This window comes from Peptoniphilus rachelemmaiella (genome assembly GCF_943169845.1).
Taxonomy (GTDB): Bacteria; Bacillota; Clostridia; order Tissierellales; family Peptoniphilaceae; genus Aedoeadaptatus; species Aedoeadaptatus rachelemmaiella.
In genome coordinates this window covers 102,566-118,600 of record NZ_CALPBW010000003.1, presented here as the reverse complement: position 1 = coordinate 118,600, position 16,035 = coordinate 102,566, and the positions used below count along the sequence as shown (strand labels likewise).

The 16,035-nt window shown below is 52.5% G+C and carries 17 protein-coding genes; 14 read left to right on the top strand and 3 right to left on the bottom strand.

What is annotated here, in order from left to right; translation table 11 throughout:
• The first annotated feature begins 70 nt into the window (after window positions 1-70).
• The 6 genes from KO087_RS02160 (at window position 71) to KO087_RS02135 (ending at window position 5,888) form a co-directional block, all read left to right on the top strand.
• Window positions 71-610 (top strand): phosphatase PAP2 family protein, encoded by a 540-nt coding sequence (locus KO087_RS02160; RefSeq protein WP_215507244.1) that lies wholly within the window; start codon window positions 71-73, stop codon window positions 608-610.
• Window positions 611-628: 18 nt separating this feature from the next.
• Window positions 629-1,432: a nitroreductase family protein gene (locus KO087_RS02155; protein ID WP_215507242.1), complete on the top strand. Its 804-nt coding sequence runs from the start codon at window positions 629-631 to the stop codon at window positions 1,430-1,432.
• A 122-nt stretch (window positions 1,433-1,554) separates the two neighbouring features.
• Window positions 1,555-3,612, top strand: coding sequence for a heavy metal translocating P-type ATPase (locus KO087_RS02150; protein ID WP_215507240.1), 2,058 nt, complete (start codon window positions 1,555-1,557; stop codon window positions 3,610-3,612).
• 29 nt (window positions 3,613-3,641) lie between these two features.
• Window positions 3,642-4,535, top strand: a complete 894-nt coding sequence (locus KO087_RS02145) for a tetratricopeptide repeat protein (protein ID WP_215507238.1) — start codon at window positions 3,642-3,644, stop codon at window positions 4,533-4,535.
• Entirely contained in the window at window positions 4,532-5,284 is a 753-nt protein-coding gene (gene map, locus KO087_RS02140) for a type I methionyl aminopeptidase (protein ID WP_215507236.1), read from the top strand. Before KO087_RS02145 ends, map begins: the two co-directional genes overlap by 4 nt.
• Window position 5,285: 1 nt before the next feature.
• Entirely contained in the window at window positions 5,286-5,888 is a 603-nt protein-coding gene (locus KO087_RS02135) for a peptidylprolyl isomerase (RefSeq protein ID WP_215507233.1), read from the top strand.
• A 54-nt stretch (window positions 5,889-5,942) separates the two neighbouring features.
• Here the strand turns inward: KO087_RS02135 and KO087_RS02130 are convergent, their stop codons facing one another.
• Genes KO087_RS02130 through KO087_RS02120 form a run of 3 tightly spaced genes read right to left on the bottom strand, consistent with a single transcriptional unit; the run spans window position 5,943 to window position 9,129 of the window.
• Window positions 5,943-6,815 (bottom strand): DMT family transporter, encoded by an 873-nt coding sequence (locus tag KO087_RS02130; RefSeq protein ID WP_215507231.1) that lies wholly within the window; start codon window positions 6,813-6,815, stop codon window positions 5,943-5,945.
• Between the two features lie 12 nt (window positions 6,816-6,827).
• Window positions 6,828-8,420: a hypothetical protein gene (locus KO087_RS02125; RefSeq protein WP_215507229.1), complete on the bottom strand. Its 1,593-nt coding sequence runs from the start codon at window positions 8,418-8,420 to the stop codon at window positions 6,828-6,830.
• Window positions 8,407-9,129 carry an ABC transporter ATP-binding protein gene (locus KO087_RS02120; RefSeq protein ID WP_215507227.1) on the bottom strand — a complete coding sequence of 241 codons (723 nt, stop codon included), beginning with the start codon at window positions 9,127-9,129 and terminating at the stop codon, window positions 8,407-8,409. Before KO087_RS02120 ends, KO087_RS02125 begins: the two co-directional genes overlap by 14 nt.
• Window positions 9,130-9,265: 136 nt before the next feature.
• Between KO087_RS02120 and KO087_RS02115 the strand changes: the two genes are divergently transcribed.
• The 8 genes from KO087_RS02115 to KO087_RS02080 all read left to right on the top strand — a co-directional run bounded on the left by KO087_RS02115 (window position 9,266) and on the right by KO087_RS02080 (window position 16,030).
• Window positions 9,266-9,853 (top strand): thymidine kinase, encoded by a 588-nt coding sequence (locus tag KO087_RS02115; RefSeq protein ID WP_215507225.1) that lies wholly within the window; start codon window positions 9,266-9,268, stop codon window positions 9,851-9,853.
• On the top strand, window positions 9,850-10,770 hold the full coding sequence (locus tag KO087_RS02110) for a carbohydrate kinase family protein (protein WP_215507223.1): 921 nt from the start codon (window positions 9,850-9,852) through the stop codon (window positions 10,768-10,770). The genes KO087_RS02115 and KO087_RS02110 overlap by 4 nt, the downstream gene beginning before the upstream one ends.
• Complete coding sequence (locus KO087_RS02105) at window positions 10,757-11,686, top strand: pseudouridine-5'-phosphate glycosidase (RefSeq protein WP_215507221.1); 930 nt, start codon at window positions 10,757-10,759, stop codon at window positions 11,684-11,686. Before KO087_RS02110 ends, KO087_RS02105 begins: the two co-directional genes overlap by 14 nt.
• Window positions 11,687-11,804: 118 nt before the next feature.
• Entirely contained in the window at window positions 11,805-12,344 is a 540-nt protein-coding gene (locus KO087_RS02100; protein ID WP_215507219.1) for a helix-turn-helix domain-containing protein, read from the top strand.
• 13 nt (window positions 12,345-12,357) lie between these two features.
• Window positions 12,358-13,392: a spermidine/putrescine ABC transporter ATP-binding protein gene (gene potA, locus KO087_RS02095; protein ID WP_215507217.1), complete on the top strand. Its 1,035-nt coding sequence runs from the start codon at window positions 12,358-12,360 to the stop codon at window positions 13,390-13,392.
• Window positions 13,389-14,222, top strand: a complete 834-nt coding sequence (locus KO087_RS02090) for an ABC transporter permease (protein ID WP_215507215.1) — start codon at window positions 13,389-13,391, stop codon at window positions 14,220-14,222. The genes potA and KO087_RS02090 overlap by 4 nt, the downstream gene beginning before the upstream one ends.
• A gap of 25 nt (window positions 14,223-14,247) precedes the next feature.
• Entirely contained in the window at window positions 14,248-14,991 is a 744-nt protein-coding gene (locus tag KO087_RS02085; RefSeq protein ID WP_215507283.1) for an ABC transporter permease, read from the top strand.
• Between the two features lies 1 nt (window position 14,992).
• Window positions 14,993-16,030 carry an ABC transporter substrate-binding protein gene (locus KO087_RS02080; RefSeq protein WP_215507213.1) on the top strand — a complete coding sequence of 346 codons (1,038 nt, stop codon included), beginning with the start codon at window positions 14,993-14,995 and terminating at the stop codon, window positions 16,028-16,030.
• The last annotated feature ends 5 nt before the right edge of the window (window positions 16,031-16,035 follow it).

Genomic DNA, 16,035 nt, shown 5'->3' with positions numbered 1-16,035 from the left:
GGAATTGTCCTTTTCAAGACGAGATGCTTGGTATATAATGGGGGAAGTAGGTATGTACAGGATGGTGAAGATGAAAAATCCGTTTAAAGCGTTTGACGATTATTTTCTCGATCGTATAAACAAGAAATTGAAAAACAAGTATTTTGATTTCTTCTTTTACAACTATACGAACATCGCGGGACCGGGATTTCTCGGCGTCTTTTCAGTCTTTATGCTTTTCGTCGGAAAACGTTGGATCGGAAGTGCCGCCACGGAAATGGTTTTGGCCCTTGTGATTTCTACAATCGTCGCGCAAATTTTAAAGCGTGTCATCAGCCGGAGTCGCCCCTATTGGGTGAGTAAGAATTTAAACACCTATGGCATCGACCTGAGGGATTATTCTTTTCCTTCGGGGCATACCACTGCGGCCTTTACGGTGGCGACGACTTTTTCTCTGTATTATCCGAAAATGGCTGCGCTTTTTATTGTGATGGCATTTTTAGTGGCTGTATCCAGAACCTATTTAGCCGTTCACTATCCCACCGACGTCTTGGCGGGTGTGATCATCGGCATCATCGTCGGTTTCGTGGTACATATGTATGTTTACGACAACCTGGCAAACTGGTTGTAAGAGGAGGAGGAAGATAATATGGTAATGACGAATTTCCTGCAAAAGAGAAGAACAGTGCGCGAATTTCAACCGACGAAGCTGTCGGCCATGGAAATGGATTGGTTAAAAGACACCCTGGCCAAATTGGAAAAACAATCCGAAGCCAGCAATGTGAGCTTCGCTCTCTATGAAAACGGCGCAGCAATTGCCGAAGCCTTAAAGGGCAAAGCCGGCTACGGCGGCGTCATGATCGAAGCGCCCTATTACATCGCTTTGCGTGCAAAAAGCCACGAAAAGGCCGAATTGATTCGCACAGGCTATTATCTTGAAATGCTGAACACGGAACTCATCGAAAAGAATTTAGGTACCTGCTGGATTACCACGGCCCATGTGGACAAGGACTTAAAGAAATCCCTGTTTGGCGAAGGCGGCGAATTTGTCGACTACATTATCGGCTTCGGTAAAGCTGAAAAACAAGATGTTTTTGAAGAAGACCGAGTCAGCCCCCGCCTCAGCGTCGATAAAATCGTGTTTAAAGATCGCGTCGGTACCCCGGCATCCTTAACCGATCTCGAAAACTACGGCTTGTTCGACGTCTTCTCGTCGATTCGTTTCGCACCGAGCCACGTCAATGCACAACCCTGGCGTTTCGTGTTAAAAGAAGACGGCAACATCGACCTTTATCTGGACAAGAGCAAAGGCGAAAAGAGCTACGTGGACATCGGCGTCGTCATGTACTACTACGAAGCCATGTTAAAGAGCACGGGCACAGAAAAAACCTGGACCTTAATCGAAGGGGCCGATGTAAAGGGTTTGGAACCGGTGGCTACAATTTCTCTGTAATAGAACCAATTGATTCAGAATAAGGAAGGAGCGTCGAGGGGCGCTTCTTTTTTTGTTGACATCACAAGGGGAAGCAGGTACACTATACATGAGCAAGCAATCATGTAAATGGAGGTAAATATATGCGCACCTATGAATTAAAGAATTTAAATTGCGCCAACTGTGCGGCGAAAATCGAAGCCCGCGTCGGCGACTTGCCTCAGGTTGCGGAGGCGAAGCTGGATTTTATTTCCAAGCGTTTGGTAGTAGACGGCGGGATCTCGACACAAGAGCTGCAACAACTGGTGGACAGCATCGAAGACGGCGTCGTGGTCGTGGAAAAAAATCCCGGCAAAAAAATAGACGAAGAAGATGAAGAGGGCAGCCTGAAAAAAGAACTCTTCCCCATTGCAAGCGCCATTATGGCGGCGCTTTTGGTACAATTCGTCTATAAAGGCCGCTTTCAAACGGCTTTGTGGGGGATTCTTTTAATCGCCGCCGGCTTCGATATTTTTAAGAATGCCATTAAGGGCATAAAAAACGGAGAAGCCTTCGACGAAAATGTTTTAATGAGCATTGCATCCATTGCCGCCTTTTACATCGGTGAACATGGAGAAGCCCTGGGCGTTCTCTTGTTCTACCGCCTGGGCGAAGCCCTGCAAGACTACGCCCTGGATCGCGCCACGGACTCCGTGGAAAGCCTCCTGGCCCGCGATGAAGACACGGCCCATGTGGAAAGAGAAGGCAAACTCATCGAAGTTGCGGCGGAAGAGGTCGTCGTCGGCGATGTGATCGTGCTCCGCGCCGGAGACACCTTGGCCGCCGACGGTGAAGTGATGGAAGGGGAAGGCCATATCTCCAATCAACACATGACCGGCGAATCCACCCCGATTTTGGCCAATGAAAGCGCCCAACTTATGGCCGGTGCCATCGCCTTAGACGGCGCCTTTAAGGTGCGGGTCACGAAAGTGGCCGGCGAATCCACCATGGCGAAGATACAAGGCCTGGTAGCCGACGCCCGACTGAATAAAGGCAAGACCGAAGCCTGGATCACTCGCTTTGCCTCCATCTATACCCCGGTGGTGGTGGCCCTGGCCGTACTCGTTGCCATTGTACCGCCCCTGGCCTTTTCCGGGGATTGGAACACGTGGGTCTACAAGGCCTGCGCCTTTTTAATCATCTCCTGCCCCTGCGCCTTGGTGCTTTCCGTGCCCCTGAGTATGTTTGCCGGTGTGGGCCGCGCCTCGAAAGACGGCATGTTTATTAAAGGCTCCACGTCTCTGGAAGCCTTGGCCGAAGCCGACGCCATTGCCTTTGACAAAACCGGCACCTTAACCGACGGCAATTTCACCTTGGCTCAAGTGGACGTATTAAAAGGCACGGAGGAAGAACTCCTTGCCCTGGCCGCCACGGCGGAACAATACTCCAATCACCCCATCGCCCGCTCCATTCTAGAAAAAGCGAAGCCCATGGGAAATCCCGGAGACTACCGTGAACTTTCGGGCAAGGGCATTGCCTGCACCGTGAACGGGAAAGCCCTCGCCGTCGGCAACGAAGCCATGCTTAAAGAACTGGGCGTGGACAATTCCCTGAACAGCATCCCCATGACCTCCGTCTACGTGGTGCAAGACGGCGCCCTTCTGGGCCGCATCGCCTTTGCCGATTCCGTGAAGCCCGGCGTGAAAGAAGCGCTGAGGAAATTAAAGGGCTTCTTAAAAACCTACCTCTTCTCCGGCGACAAAAAAGAATTGGTTCAAGCCGTCGGCGATGAACTGGGCATCGACGAAAGCGTCGGCGGCCTTCTTCCCGGCGAAAAGGTGGAGGCGCTGGACCGGGCTCTCGCGCGAAATGAAAAAGTCGTCTACGTCGGCGACGGCATCAACGACGCCCCGGTACTCGCCAAAAGCGACGTAGGCATTGCCATGGGCACCGGCGGATCGGATATGGCCATCGAAACCGCCGACGTGGTCATCTTAGGCGACGACATCGGCCGCATTCCCTTCCTCTTCGATTTGTCCAAACAAACCAGAAAAATTTGCTACGGCAACATCGCCTTTGCGCTCATCGTCAAAGTCCTCGTCGTGGTATTAAACATGCTGAACATCGGAAATTTGTGGTTTGCCGTCTTCGCTGACGTAGGCGTATCCTTGATCTGCGTCGTCATTGCCATGAGCCTTTTGAAATACAAGGGACGAAGCTAACTGTGGTATAATACCATCGGGAGGCGACGATGGTAGATAAATGGAAAAATTATCAGATCTTAGCGAAAGATTTTCTTGATGCAGGCGACAACAAAGAAGCGTTAAATGCCTATTTAAAGGCAGTGGACTTTGCGCCGAACAAGGAAGCCTTGGCCGATGTGTACTTTTCAATTGCCGATCTCTATTGGCAGGAAGACAAAAAGACACAGGCCGCAAAGTATTACCGCAAGATTCAGCGCCTGGGCGACTATGCCGGCGCGGAATACGGCTTAGGGGTTTTCGCGCAAGAAGAAGGCGACATTGCGGAAGCGGTGGAGCATTTCGAACACGCGCTCATGATCGACCCCGATTACGAAAGCGCCTGCTACGAACTGGCCCTTTTAAACGACCGAATCGGCTACAAAGATCGCGCCCTGGAACTTTTTGAGCGCTGCGCCCGATTGGTTCCCGAAAACGGCGTGGTCTATTCCGACATGGCCTCCATTTACGAGGAGCGAAAAGACTATAAAAAAGCCCTGGCCCTGGCGAAAAAAGCCGTGGCCCTGTCCCCGGCTTACAGCATCGGCTATTATAATCTGGGGGTTATCTACCAAAAAACCTTTAAAAACAACGAGGCCCTGGCCGCCTACGAAGAGGCCTTGGCCCTGGACGAAAACTATGCGCCGACTTATCTCAATATGTCGGCCATTTACTTGCGCATGAAATCGCCTGAAAAAGCCATCGCCATTTTAACCCAAGGCATCGACAAAAACCTAAACAGCGTCAATTTATACTATAATCGCGCATGCAGCCATATCCGGCTGGGAGAAAAAGCGGCGGCGATTCGGGATTTAGAGCGTGCCATCGCCATTAATCCCCACGCGAAATTGTGGGCGTCGAGAGATGTGGATTTAAAAGACATCGTTCGGGAGGTAAAAGATTGATAATTATTAAAACCGAAAAAGAAATCGAAAAAATGCAAATAGCGGCGGATCTCTTGATCCAAGTGCACCGCGCCCTCAGAGACGAAGTGAAGCCCGGGGTCAGTACCCTGGAGCTGGACCGCTTCGTAGAAAAATTCATTACCGATCGGGGCGGCTACCCGGAACAAAAAGGCTATCAGGGCTTTCCCTTCAGCATCTGCGCCTCGGTCAACGACGAAATCTGCCACGGCTTTCCAAGCGAGCGAAAGCTGAAAGACGGCGATCTCTTGACCATCGACATGGTGGTCAATGTAGACGGCTACCTGGCCGATTCCGCCTGGAGCTACGCCGTGGGCAATTTAAGCGACGAAGGCAAAAAACTCATGACCGTCACCAAAGAATGTTTGTATAAGGCCATCGACATTGTAAAACCCGGCACCCGCCTCGGCGACATCGGGCACATCATCCAAACCCACGCCGAAGCCAACGGCTTTTCCGTGGTGCGGGATTTCGTCGGCCACGGCATCGGCAAAGAAATGCACGAAGATCCCCAAGTCCTTCACTACGGCAAGCCCAATCGAGGGCTGCGCCTGGAAGAAGGCATGGTCTTTACCATCGAGCCCATGATTAATGCCGGCGACTGGCCCATTGCCATGGACAAAAACGGCTGGACCGCCCGCACCCGCGACGGCTCCCTGTCCTGCCAATACGAACACACCCTGGCGGTGACAAAAGACGGCGTCATTGTCCTCACCGAACAAGGATACTAATATGCTAAAACAATTAGAAGCGCCGAAAACCGGCGACACCATGGTGAAGCTCATCACCACCCTTGGCGACATCACCCTGCGCCTTTTTCCCGACGCAGCGCCGAAAGCCGTGGAAAACTTCACCACCCTCGTGGATCGAGGCTACTACGACGGCATTATTTTTCACCGCGTCATCGACGACTTCATGATTCAAGGCGGCGATCCCACCGGCACCGGCCGCGGCGGCGAAAGCATTTGGGGCAAGGGCTTCGAAGACGAATGCACCCCCGACTACCGAAACCTCGTCGGCGCCCTTTCCATGGCCAATGCCGGCCCCAACACCAACGGCAGCCAATTCTTCATCGTTCAGGGCCCGGCCGTGAGCGATGACATCCTCCGCCAAATGGAAGATGCCGGCGAACGATACGGCTACACCGCCGATGTCATCGACGGCTACAAAAGCTGTGGCGGCGCCTTCTGGCTCGACGGCAAACACACCGTCTTCGGCCAAGTGGTGGAAGGCATGGATGTGGTTCATGCCATCGCCAAAGTGGAAAAAAATTCCATGGATAAGCCCACGGAAGACGTGGTGATCCAACGGGCAAACACTTTTATTTACGAATAAAAAAACCGGGCCCGAAGGTCCGGCGAAGCAAACGGCAGCGGCTGTTTGCTTTTTTTATTGCAGTTGTTTCTTTTTTCTGCTCTCCATTAGGATGGGCACGGTGAGGCCAATGACGATGCAGAGAATGCCCGCCATTTTATAACTCGATAGGGTTTCGCCCAGCAGGGTCACTCCCATGATGGTGGCGCACATGGGGTTCAGGGCGCAGAACATTCCGGCCCGCTCCGGTGTGGTGTGTCGCTGGGCCACGGGCTGAAGGGTAAAGCCGAAGCCGGTGCAGACGACGGCCAATATAAGGACGACGCCCCATTCCACATGATTTTCCGGCCAGCGGGGCGTTTCCGCAAGGAAGGCGGCGAGGGTGGAGAGGATAAAGATCCAGAGAATCTGCAAAAAGCCCAGATGAAAGGGATCGTCTTCTTCGGCGAAGCGGGCGGTGAGCAGAATGACGATGGCGTAGCTCAGTGCCGCCGATAGGGCGAAGATTTCGCCGCGGGTCAGGGCAAACCCGCCGGGGGTGTAGGTTAAAAAGCCGACGCCTATGATGGTAATGATCACGCCGAGGATGGCCGCCTTTGTCGGCAGGGTGCGTGTGGTGATGGCGATTAAAAGGGGCACGAGGACGATGGAGGTGTTTTCCAAAAAGGACACGGTGGAGGAGGGGGATGTCTTTAGGGCCATAAATTCAAAGGCCATAAGGGCGAAGAAAACCACGCCTAAGATCGTGCCGTGAATCAGGGTGTTTCGCTTCATGGGATGGAGCCGCTTGTGAAACAAAAGGGCCAAGAGGAGCACGGCGACGAAGAAGCGGACGGCCAGAAGGTTAAACACGCCCAGCCCCTCCATGCCGATTTTAATGAAGTAGTAGCTCGTGGCCCGGGCGATGATGACGGCGGCCAGGAGAATGGATGCACTTTTTTCGCTCATGATTTACTCCTTCTACTGATGGTAGACGGTCATGTCTCGGGTGAGGAAATAGAGCACCACATTGCCCACCACAAAAATGGCGGTGAGCAGGGCGGCGTAGAGAAGGGGCGCCTTGGTCATGACGCCGACGCCGATGAGTAAAATGGCGAAGCTCACCAAAAGGCTCCCGAGGCCGGAGAAGAAGGATTGTTTTGAATTTTTTGCCAGCTCTTGGGGGTTGGTCCAGTTGTAATTGGCGAATTTCCAGTCGAAGAATAGGGAGATGCCGTTGATTAACAGGGCGTAGCTCAGTGGGCCCAAAAGGTAAAAGGGCAGGTAGGCCGCATCCGGCCGCAAATTCACAAGCACGAGGAGCCAGGTCATCACATAGGCCGGGACGATGAGGCTCGCCGCCATAAGGAGTTTGCCGAGAAACACCGACTGCCCCTTTAAGGGAAGGGTGTAGGTGTTGTAAGCGCTAATGCCTTCCAGAGAAAAGCCGAAGCCGGAGAGGTTCATCATCCCGCCGAGGCCGGTGAGAATTAAAAAGATCGCCGCATCGGGGGAGACGAAGGGTTGGTTGTTTAAAAAGTCGAGAAACATTTCTTTCACTGCGGGCACGAAGAGAATGGCCGCGAGAATCACGGGAAGCACCGTGCCGAAGAAGGTGTTAAAGGCCACGGAGCTGTTGGAGAAAAAGAGGCGCCGTTCTTTGCGAATGAGGGCGGCGTATTTTCTGCGCACCTTGTAGTCGCCCTCTTTCACCGCCTTCATCGTGGCTCGAGGGGCCAAGCTTTCCCCGATGGTGTAGAAGTTTTTCGCCGTGTAGTTGAGAAAACCCCAATACACGAGCCCCGTCACGAGAATGAAGAGGGGGATGAGCCACAGATGGTGATTCAGTGCGTAAGAAACGGGCCGTGCCGCCGCGGGCAGGCGATTATAAAAGCCCAGGAAGACGACGAGGTCTTTAAAATCCCGGGCCAGCTCCGTGTAAAAGCCCACCATAAAGGCGACGAAGAGGACGAAGCCGAGAAAAGTTTTCACACCTTTTGACAGGCGAAGGCGATTGTTGCCCTTCGCCAGAATGATGCGTAAAAAGCAGCCCACGCATTCGCCCAGCTGATTGGCGCAGAAAAACACCACGAGGACGAGGAGCGCCTTTAAAAACGATTCCGTGGTCACGTAAGTGATGATCGCCGAAGGCAATGTAAAGGCCAGGATCAGGGGCAGGCTGAACACGGTAGGCCCCGTGTTTTTCGAGATAAGGATGAGCCGCGTATCCACGGGCAGGCTCCACAAGGTGGACTGGTCAAAATCATTGAAGTAGATGGTTCGAATCTGAATAAAGGCGATGATCAGGCTGGCGAGGAAAAACACCAAAGCCATGACGTCCATGGAGGAAAGAATCCCCCCATCGTTTAAGATTTCCGCCACGGAAAAAGCTGCGCTTTTTGAATCCAAAATCGCCATGGAGGCGAAGATTGGCAAGAGCCCGCCGATCCAAAAGTAGCCCCAAAGGGAGAGGAGGTAGATAAAAATGGCGAATCCCTTTTTCTTTTTCCCTTGGGTGAATTGATTGAAAGTGCGCTTTCGTTCCAGCCGATTTAAAAGCTTAAGCTTGTTCATGGCTTTGCATCCTTTCCATGAACAGATCCTCTAAGCTGCCCTTTTGAAGCACTTCTTCTGTGGGCCCGAAGAAGACGAGATGCCCTTCGCGAATAATGGCCACTTTGTTGCACAATTTTTCCGCCACTTCCAAGACGTGGGTGGAGAAGAGAATGGTGGTGCCTTTTTCCGCCGCCATTTTCTTGAAGGTTTCCCGAATGGATTTCGTGGCCATGGGATCCAGGCCCACGAAGGGCTCGTCAAGGACGATGAGCTTTGGATCGTGGATCAAGGCGGCGATGAGGGCGAGCTTTTGCTGCATGCCGTGGCTGTAATTGTCGATGCTCTCGCCTAAGCGGTCGCGAATGGCGAAGAGATCGGCGTAGTATTCGATGCGGTCTCTGCGGGTTTCGTAATCCAGTTCAAAAATATCGGCGATGAAATTTAAATACTCGATGCCTCGCATAAATTTGTAAAGCTCCGGATTGTCCGGCACGTAGCTGTAAAGTTTTTTCGCTTCCAGGGGCTCTTTCTCGATGTCGTGGCCGCCGATGAAAATCTTGCCGCCGTCGAAGGAAATGAGGCCCAGAGCGGATTTAATGGTGGTGGTTTTCCCGGCGCCGTTGGATCCGATGAAGGCGCAAATATCCCCGGGATCCAATTCAAAACTCACGTCGTGAAGAATTTGTTTCTTGCCGTAATATTTAATTAAATGCTGAATTTGAAGCATGGAACCTCCTTAAAATGCGAATAATTTTCCATTATTAGAATATAGTACGGGACGCAGGATTGCAAGAAAAGAGCAAAGACGGGCGGTGATTTAATCGGCAAAATTTGTGTTATAATTTTCTTCTAAGGAGGAAGAAATGCATCAGTACAGGGGACGATTAATTTTACATACGGGGAGTATGTTTTCGGGAAAGACATCGAGTTTGGAGCGAGAAGTGAAGCGCTTTCGCATCGCCGGCTACAACACGCTGGTGTTAAAGCCCACGCTGGATACCCGCTTTATCCACTCCGCCATTACGAGCCACGACAACACATCGCTTGAAGCCGTGGTGGTGGAAGACATCGCCGGGGTATTGGAAGCGGCGGCGGAGCACAAGGCCGACGTGGTGGCCATCGACGAGGTGCAGTTTTTAGGCGGCGAGACCGAAGGGATTCTCTCGGCCTTCGACACCCTTTTAGACGAGGGGAAGACCGTGGTCTGTGCGGGGCTCGACATGGATTACGAGGCCCATCCCTTTGAGATCGTAAAAGAAATTATGGCCGTGGCCGATTACGTGGAAAAGCACCACGCCGTCTGCGCCCACTGCGGCAGCGACGCCTGGGTGAGCCACCGCACCACCGGGGAAGGGGGCCGGGTGGTCATCGGCGCTACGGAAAGTTATGAGCCGCTGTGCCGTGCCTGCTTTAAGCGGATACAAAACCGCGGCGAAAGGGGGAGAAAATGAGTGAGAAATACGTCGTGGTCTTTGGCGGCTGCAATGTAGACATTAGCGGAAGGCCCTACGAGCATTTGGATCTTCACGATTCCAATCCCGGCGCCGTGGAATTAAGCCCCGGTGGCGTTGGCAGAAACATCGCCGCCACCGTGGCCCGCCTGGGCATAAAAACGGAGCTGGTGACGGCCTTCGGTGACGACGACAAGAAGGCCATGATCCTGGCTCGCGCGCCGGAAAATTTATCCTTCGACCACGCTTTTACATTTGAAGGGGCATCGACCGGAAGCTATTTGGTGCTTTTGGATCAGGCCGGCGAAATGCACGCGGCGGTAAACGACATGGCGGTCATGGAAAAGCTCACCCCCGAAAAAATACAGGCGCGCCGCAAGGTGGCCGAAGGGGCAACCTACGTCGTTGTGGATGCCAATTTGCGGGAAGACACCTTGGCGGAGATTTTCTCCTGGAACATCAAGGCCGTGGTGGACGGGGTAAGCGCCGTGAAGGTGAAAAAATTTGCCCCTTTCTTAAATCGGATCCATGTGTTAAAATGTAACATTCTGGAAGCGCAGGTGTTAAGCGGCCGGGGAAGCGATGCTGTCGCCACCCAGGGCGCGGCTTTACGAAGCATGGGTGTGGAGAATGTGGTGATTACGGCGGGAGCCGACGGCGCCTACTTGTTTAAGGACGAGGCGACGTACCACTACACCACGAGCCCCATGACCATTCGGGGAGCCACCGGTGCCGGGGATGCCTTTTGCGCCATGTTGACGGCAGAGATGGTAAAAGGTAAAAAGATTGACCATGCCGTCGTCGGTGCCATGGCCGCATCACGCATGGTGCTGAAGCGCGATCAAAGTGAACTTCCTTTCTTTGATGCAAAAGAATGGGAAAAAGAGAAAAAGGAGATTCATTATGAAAGAAAATAATTTAAAGCAGTACATGGACATCGCCCCGGAAGTACAAAAGGCATTGGATGAAAACAAACCGGTGGTAGCACTGGAATCCACCATTATCTCCCACGGCATGCCCTATCCGAAAAATGTGGAAATGGCCAAGCACTGCGAAGCCATTTTAAGAGACGCCGGCGTCACCCCGGCCACAACGGCCATTATCGGCGGCCGCATTAAGGTAGGCCTTTCCGAAGACGAAATCGAATTTATGGCCACCTCCGACGCCATCGTAAAGAGCTCCACGAGAGATTATGCCCACATCGTCGCTGAAGGGAAAAACGGCGCCACCACCGTGGCAACTTCCGTGTTGACGGCGCGTCTCGCCGGCATTCCCATTCTCGTTACAGGCGGCATCGGCGGCGTGCACCGCGGCGCGGAAACCACCATGGATATTTCCCGCGACCTGCAGGAAATTGCGAACACGGACATCGCCGTGGTCTGCGCCGGTTGCAAATCCATTTTGGACATCGGCCTCACATTGGAATACCTGGAAACCTTCGGCGTACCGGTGATCGGCTACGAAACGGAAGAAATGCCCGCCTTCTTCACTCGCCGAAGCGGCCACAAATTGGACTACCGTTACGACGATCCCGCGGCCATTGCTAAACTCATGAAGACGAAATGGGATTTAGGCATCGACGGCGGCATTGTCGTGGCCAATCCCATTCCCGAAGCCGACGCCATGGACGAAGATACCATTAACGCCGCCATCGAAAAGGCCCTCGCGGATGCGGAAAAAGAAGGCATCTTCGGCAAAGCCTCTACGCCCTTCTTGCTTCAACGGGTGCTGGAAGTCACCGGCGGCAGTAGTTTGGAAGCGAACATCGCCTTGGTTTACAACAACACGAAATTGGGCGCGGCCATCGCCAAAGCCTACAGCGAAAACAAGTAAACGAAATTGCTCGCCATGTGCGGGCTTTTTTATTGGGCGAATCTATTGACCGAAGGAAAGGCGACGTTTATAATACGATTATTGTTTAGTAAATTAAGTTTAAAGTTTAGTGGTGATTATGAGCATCGGACAAAAAATTCGTCGTCTCAGGCAGGTGCAGCAGCTCACCCAAGAGGAGCTGGCCCAACGAAGCGAGCTCACGAAGGGCTTTATTTCCCAGGTGGAGCGGGATCTCACCAGCCCCTCTGTGGCGACATTTATGGACATTTTAGAAGCACTGGGCATCTCCCCGGAGGCTTTTTTCAAAGACGAGGAAGAGACGCAAATCGTCTTTTCCGAAGAAGACGCCTTTACCTTTGAAGACGACGCGGCGGGCTACGGCGTGGATTACATCGTGCCCAACGCGCAGAAAAATGCCATGGAGCCCACCCTGTGGCGCATCGCGCCCATGGGTTCGTCGAAAGTTCTCGCGCCCTTCGAGGGCGAATTTTTCGCCTATGTCTTATCCGGACGATTGGATTTTTGTCGAGGCGACGATGTGTTTTCCGTGGAAGAAAAAGATACGATTTATGCCGCCGGCGATGCCCCCTGTTTTTTCAGGAATCTGTCGTCTGAGGAAGCGACGGTCCTTTGGGTGAGTAACCCGCCGAATTTTTAGGAGGTGACAGGGAATGCAATTAATTGAAATTAAAAACATGAAGAAATCTTTCGACGATACCCGGGTGCTTGACGGCATCGATTTAAGCGTAAGGGACGGCGAGTTTTTAACCCTTCTCGGGCCCAGCGGCTGCGGGAAGACCACCCTTTTAAGAATTATCGCGGGCTTTGAGGAGCCCGATGAAGGGTCACTTCTCTTTAACGGCAAAGACATGCTTCGAATCAAGCATTACGAGCGGCCGGTGAACACGGTGTTTCAAAAATACGCCCTGTTTCCTCATTTAAATGTTTACGACAATGTGGCCTTCGGTTTGAAGCTGAAGAAAATGCCGAAATCAACCATCGACAATCGCGTCCTCGAAATGCTGGAATTGGTGAATCTGACCCACGTGGCCACGCGAAACATTCAGTCCCTTTCCGGGGGTCAGCAACAGCGCATCGCCATTGCCCGGGCCTTAGTGAACGACCCGAAGATTCTCCTTTTGGACGAGCCCTTAGGCGCCTTGGATTTGAAGCTGAGAAAGCAGATGCAATTTGAGCTGAAGCGGATTCAGGAACAGGTAGGCATTACGTTCATCTACGTCACCCACGATCAGGAAGAAGCCCTGAGCATGAGTGACACGGTGGTGGTCATGAAAGACGGCGCCATTCAACAAATCGGCACGCCAACGGATATTTACAACGAGCCGGAAAATGCCTTTGTGGCCAATTTTATCGGCGAGAGCAACATTATTCACGGCCGCTTCGTGAAAGACAAAGTGGTTTCTTTCTACGGCAGAGAATTTCAATGCGTGGATGCGGGCTTCGAAAAAGATGCGCCGGTGCAAATCGTTATTCGGCCGGAAGATGTGGAATTAAAAGCGGGCCGCGACGATCTCCTGCAGGGCACGGTTACCTCCATCGTCTTTAAAGGCGTACACTACGAAATGATTTTAGAAGTCCACGGCGAGAAGTGGATGGTGCAATCCACCGTGGCGCGGGAGCCCGGCGCCGTGGTGGGCATCTATGTGGAGCCGGATAATCTCCACGTCATGGAGGCCGAAGCATGAGGCGCTACGCATCGGCCTATATTTTCTGGGCCGTATTATTTATCGTCCTGCCCTTGGTCTTGGTTTTGTTTATGAGCTTCAACGGCGCGGGCACCATGAACATGGGGGAATACCGCTTTTCCACGGCCCAATTCGCCCGTTTCTTTCAACCCCTTTACCTGAGGATTTTGTGGCGCTCCGTGGTCTTGGCCACCTTGTCTACGGCGGCCTGCCTCTTGGTAGGCTACCCGGCGGCCTACGCCATCTCAAGCACCAAGCCCAAGACGAGCTCCATGCTGATTCTCCTCTTCGTCATTCCCATGTGGATGAATTTTCTCTTGAGGACCTACGCGTGGATCACCCTTCTCGGGCGAAACGGCGTCTTAAACAAAGCCTTTCACCTTCTCGGCCTGGGACCCTTCGATATGATGTACAATCAGGGCGCCATCCTCATGGGGATGATCTACAACTTTCTTCCCTTTATGGTGCTGCCTATTTACACGATTTTACAGAAAATGGATCGCTCCTATTTGGAAGCGGCACAGGATCTCGGTGCCGGTCCGGCCACGGCCTTTTTAAAAGTCACCTTGCCCCTATCCATGCCCGGAATCTACAGCGGCATCTTAATGTGCTTTATTCCGGCCCTGTCCACCTTTGTCATCTCCTCCCTTCTCGGGGGAAACAAGTATTACCTGGTGGGCAATATTATCGAACAACAATTCCGCCTCACGGGCAATTGGGCCTTCGGCTCCGCCATTGCCGTGGTGCTCATCGCTATTTTGCTTATTATGCTCGTCGTCTTTCGCCTCGTAGGCGAAAAGCGCCCGAAAGGAGGTCGCCGTGGGAAATAAAATCAGAAACGCCTACTTGGGGCTTATGCTTTTATTTTTGTATCTGCCCATTGTGGTGCTTATCGTCTTCAGCTTTAACGACACGAAATTGCGCGGCGTGTGGGCGGGCTTTACCACCCATTGGTACACGGATTTATTTTCCGACCCCATTATCTTAAAAAGCTTTTACACCACGGTCTTGGTGGCTGTCGTGGCCACGGCGATCTCCACCGTGGTAGGCACCCTGTCCGCCATCGGCATTCGGGCCTTTTCCAAGCGGAGTCAGGCCGTGATTTTAAACATCAACTACCTGCCCGTCTTAAATCCCGACATCGTCACCGCCATCGCCCTCATGAGTCTCTTCGGTTTTTTGGCCATGGAACAGGGGCTTTTGACCATGATTCTGTCCCACATCGTCTTTTGCCTTCCCTACGTGATTCTTTCCGTGTTGCCGAAATTGGATCAGCTGGACAAAAACACCGTGGAAGCCGCCTACGATTTAGGCGCAAAAACACCGGAAGTGCTGCGTTACGTCATCGTGCCCCAAATCAAACCGGGCATCGCTACCGGCGCCCTCATGGCCTTCACCCTGTCCATCGACGACTTTATTATTTCCTTTTTCACCACGGGGCAAGGCGTGAGCAATCTGTCCATCACCCTGTATTCCATGGCGAAAACCGGGATCAATCCCTCCATGAATGCCTTGTCTACCCTGCTTTTTGCGGCGGTGCTGGCGCTCTTGCTCCTGTTAAACAAGCGGGACATCGACCTGGTGGATTTAGAGGTGTAATATGAAGCGACTATCGATTTTTATTTTAGTGGCGATGCTCTTTCTTACGGCCTGCGGAAAAACAGGGAGCAGCAAAGAGACCATCCACGTCTACAACTGGGGCGACTATATGGACATGGCCACGATCCGTGCCTTCGAAAAAGAAACGGGGATCAAGGTCATCTACGACACCTTCGCCTCCAACGAAGACTTGTATGTGAAGCTGAAAAAATCCAACGACCCCTACGACGTCATCGTGCCGTCGGAATACATGGTGGAGCGGATGATTCGCGAAGACATGCTCCTTCCCTTGGACTACGATCAAATCCCCAACATGAAAAAGCTGGACAAGCGGATTCTAAACATGGATTACGATCCCGGGAACAAATACAGCGTGCCCTATTTCTGGGGGACTTTGGGCATCGTGGTGAACCGCGATTATGTAAAAGAGCCCGTGGATTCCTGGAGTGCTTTGTGGGATAAGAAATACAAAAACGAAATCATCATGTATAATTCCCAGCGAGATTCCATCGCCATTGCCCTGAAATATTTGGGCTATTCCATGAACAGCCGCTCCATGAAAGAGCTGGAAGAGGCGAAGGAAGCCTTAATTGCGCAAAAACCCTTGGTCTACGCCTACCTCGCCGACGAAGGCCGAGACGTCATGAGCCAAGGCGATGCGTCCCTTTCCGTTATGTACTCCGGCGATGCGGCCATGATGCGCCAAGAAAATAAATCCTTGGAATACATTATACCGAAAGAGGGTACAAATATATGGTACGATTCCTTTGCGGTTCCCAAGCAATCGAAAAACCCGAAGGGAGCCATGGCATTTATTAATTTCATGTCCCGACCGGACATTGCGGCACAAAATGCGACCCACAATGTGGGATTTGCCACGCCCATTCCCGAAGCCATCGCCTTGCTGCCCAAGGCACTTCGAGAAGACCCCGTGGCCTATCCGGACTTCGATCGTCTGCCACCCTTAGAGGTGTATCGGGACCTACACGATTTTGTAGAAGTGTATGATAGAATATGGACGGAAGTCACGGCAAGGTAAGCGGG

Excerpts from the sequence above, each read along its gene's own strand:
- KO087_RS02160 (WP_215507244.1), top strand. The coding sequence starts at position 71 with ATGAAAAATCCGTTTAAAGCGTTTGACGATTATTTTCTCGATCGTATA.
- KO087_RS02155 (WP_215507242.1), top strand. The coding sequence starts at position 629 with ATGGTAATGACGAATTTCCTGCAAAAGAGAAGAACAGTGCGCGAATTT.
- KO087_RS02150 (WP_215507240.1), top strand. The coding sequence starts at position 1,555 with ATGCGCACCTATGAATTAAAGAATTTAAATTGCGCCAACTGTGCGGCG.
- KO087_RS02145 (WP_215507238.1), top strand. The coding sequence starts at position 3,642 with ATGGTAGATAAATGGAAAAATTATCAGATCTTAGCGAAAGATTTTCTT.
- KO087_RS02135 (WP_215507233.1), top strand. The coding sequence starts at position 5,286 with ATGCTAAAACAATTAGAAGCGCCGAAAACCGGCGACACCATGGTGAAG.
- KO087_RS02130 (WP_215507231.1), bottom strand. The coding sequence starts at position 6,815 with ATGAGCGAAAAAAGTGCATCCATTCTCCTGGCCGCCGTCATCATCGCC.
- KO087_RS02125 (WP_215507229.1), bottom strand. The coding sequence starts at position 8,420 with ATGAACAAGCTTAAGCTTTTAAATCGGCTGGAACGAAAGCGCACTTTC.
- KO087_RS02120 (WP_215507227.1), bottom strand. The coding sequence starts at position 9,129 with ATGCTTCAAATTCAGCATTTAATTAAATATTACGGCAAGAAACAAATT.
- KO087_RS02115 (WP_215507225.1), top strand. The coding sequence starts at position 9,266 with ATGCATCAGTACAGGGGACGATTAATTTTACATACGGGGAGTATGTTT.
- KO087_RS02110 (WP_215507223.1), top strand. The coding sequence starts at position 9,850 with ATGAGTGAGAAATACGTCGTGGTCTTTGGCGGCTGCAATGTAGACATT.
- KO087_RS02105 (WP_215507221.1), top strand. The coding sequence starts at position 10,757 with ATGAAAGAAAATAATTTAAAGCAGTACATGGACATCGCCCCGGAAGTA.
- KO087_RS02100 (WP_215507219.1), top strand. The coding sequence starts at position 11,805 with ATGAGCATCGGACAAAAAATTCGTCGTCTCAGGCAGGTGCAGCAGCTC.
- potA (WP_215507217.1), top strand. The coding sequence starts at position 12,358 with ATGCAATTAATTGAAATTAAAAACATGAAGAAATCTTTCGACGATACC.
- KO087_RS02090 (WP_215507215.1), top strand. The coding sequence starts at position 13,389 with ATGAGGCGCTACGCATCGGCCTATATTTTCTGGGCCGTATTATTTATC.
- KO087_RS02085 (WP_215507283.1), top strand. The coding sequence starts at position 14,248 with ATGCTTTTATTTTTGTATCTGCCCATTGTGGTGCTTATCGTCTTCAGC.
- KO087_RS02080 (WP_215507213.1), top strand. The coding sequence starts at position 14,993 with ATGAAGCGACTATCGATTTTTATTTTAGTGGCGATGCTCTTTCTTACG.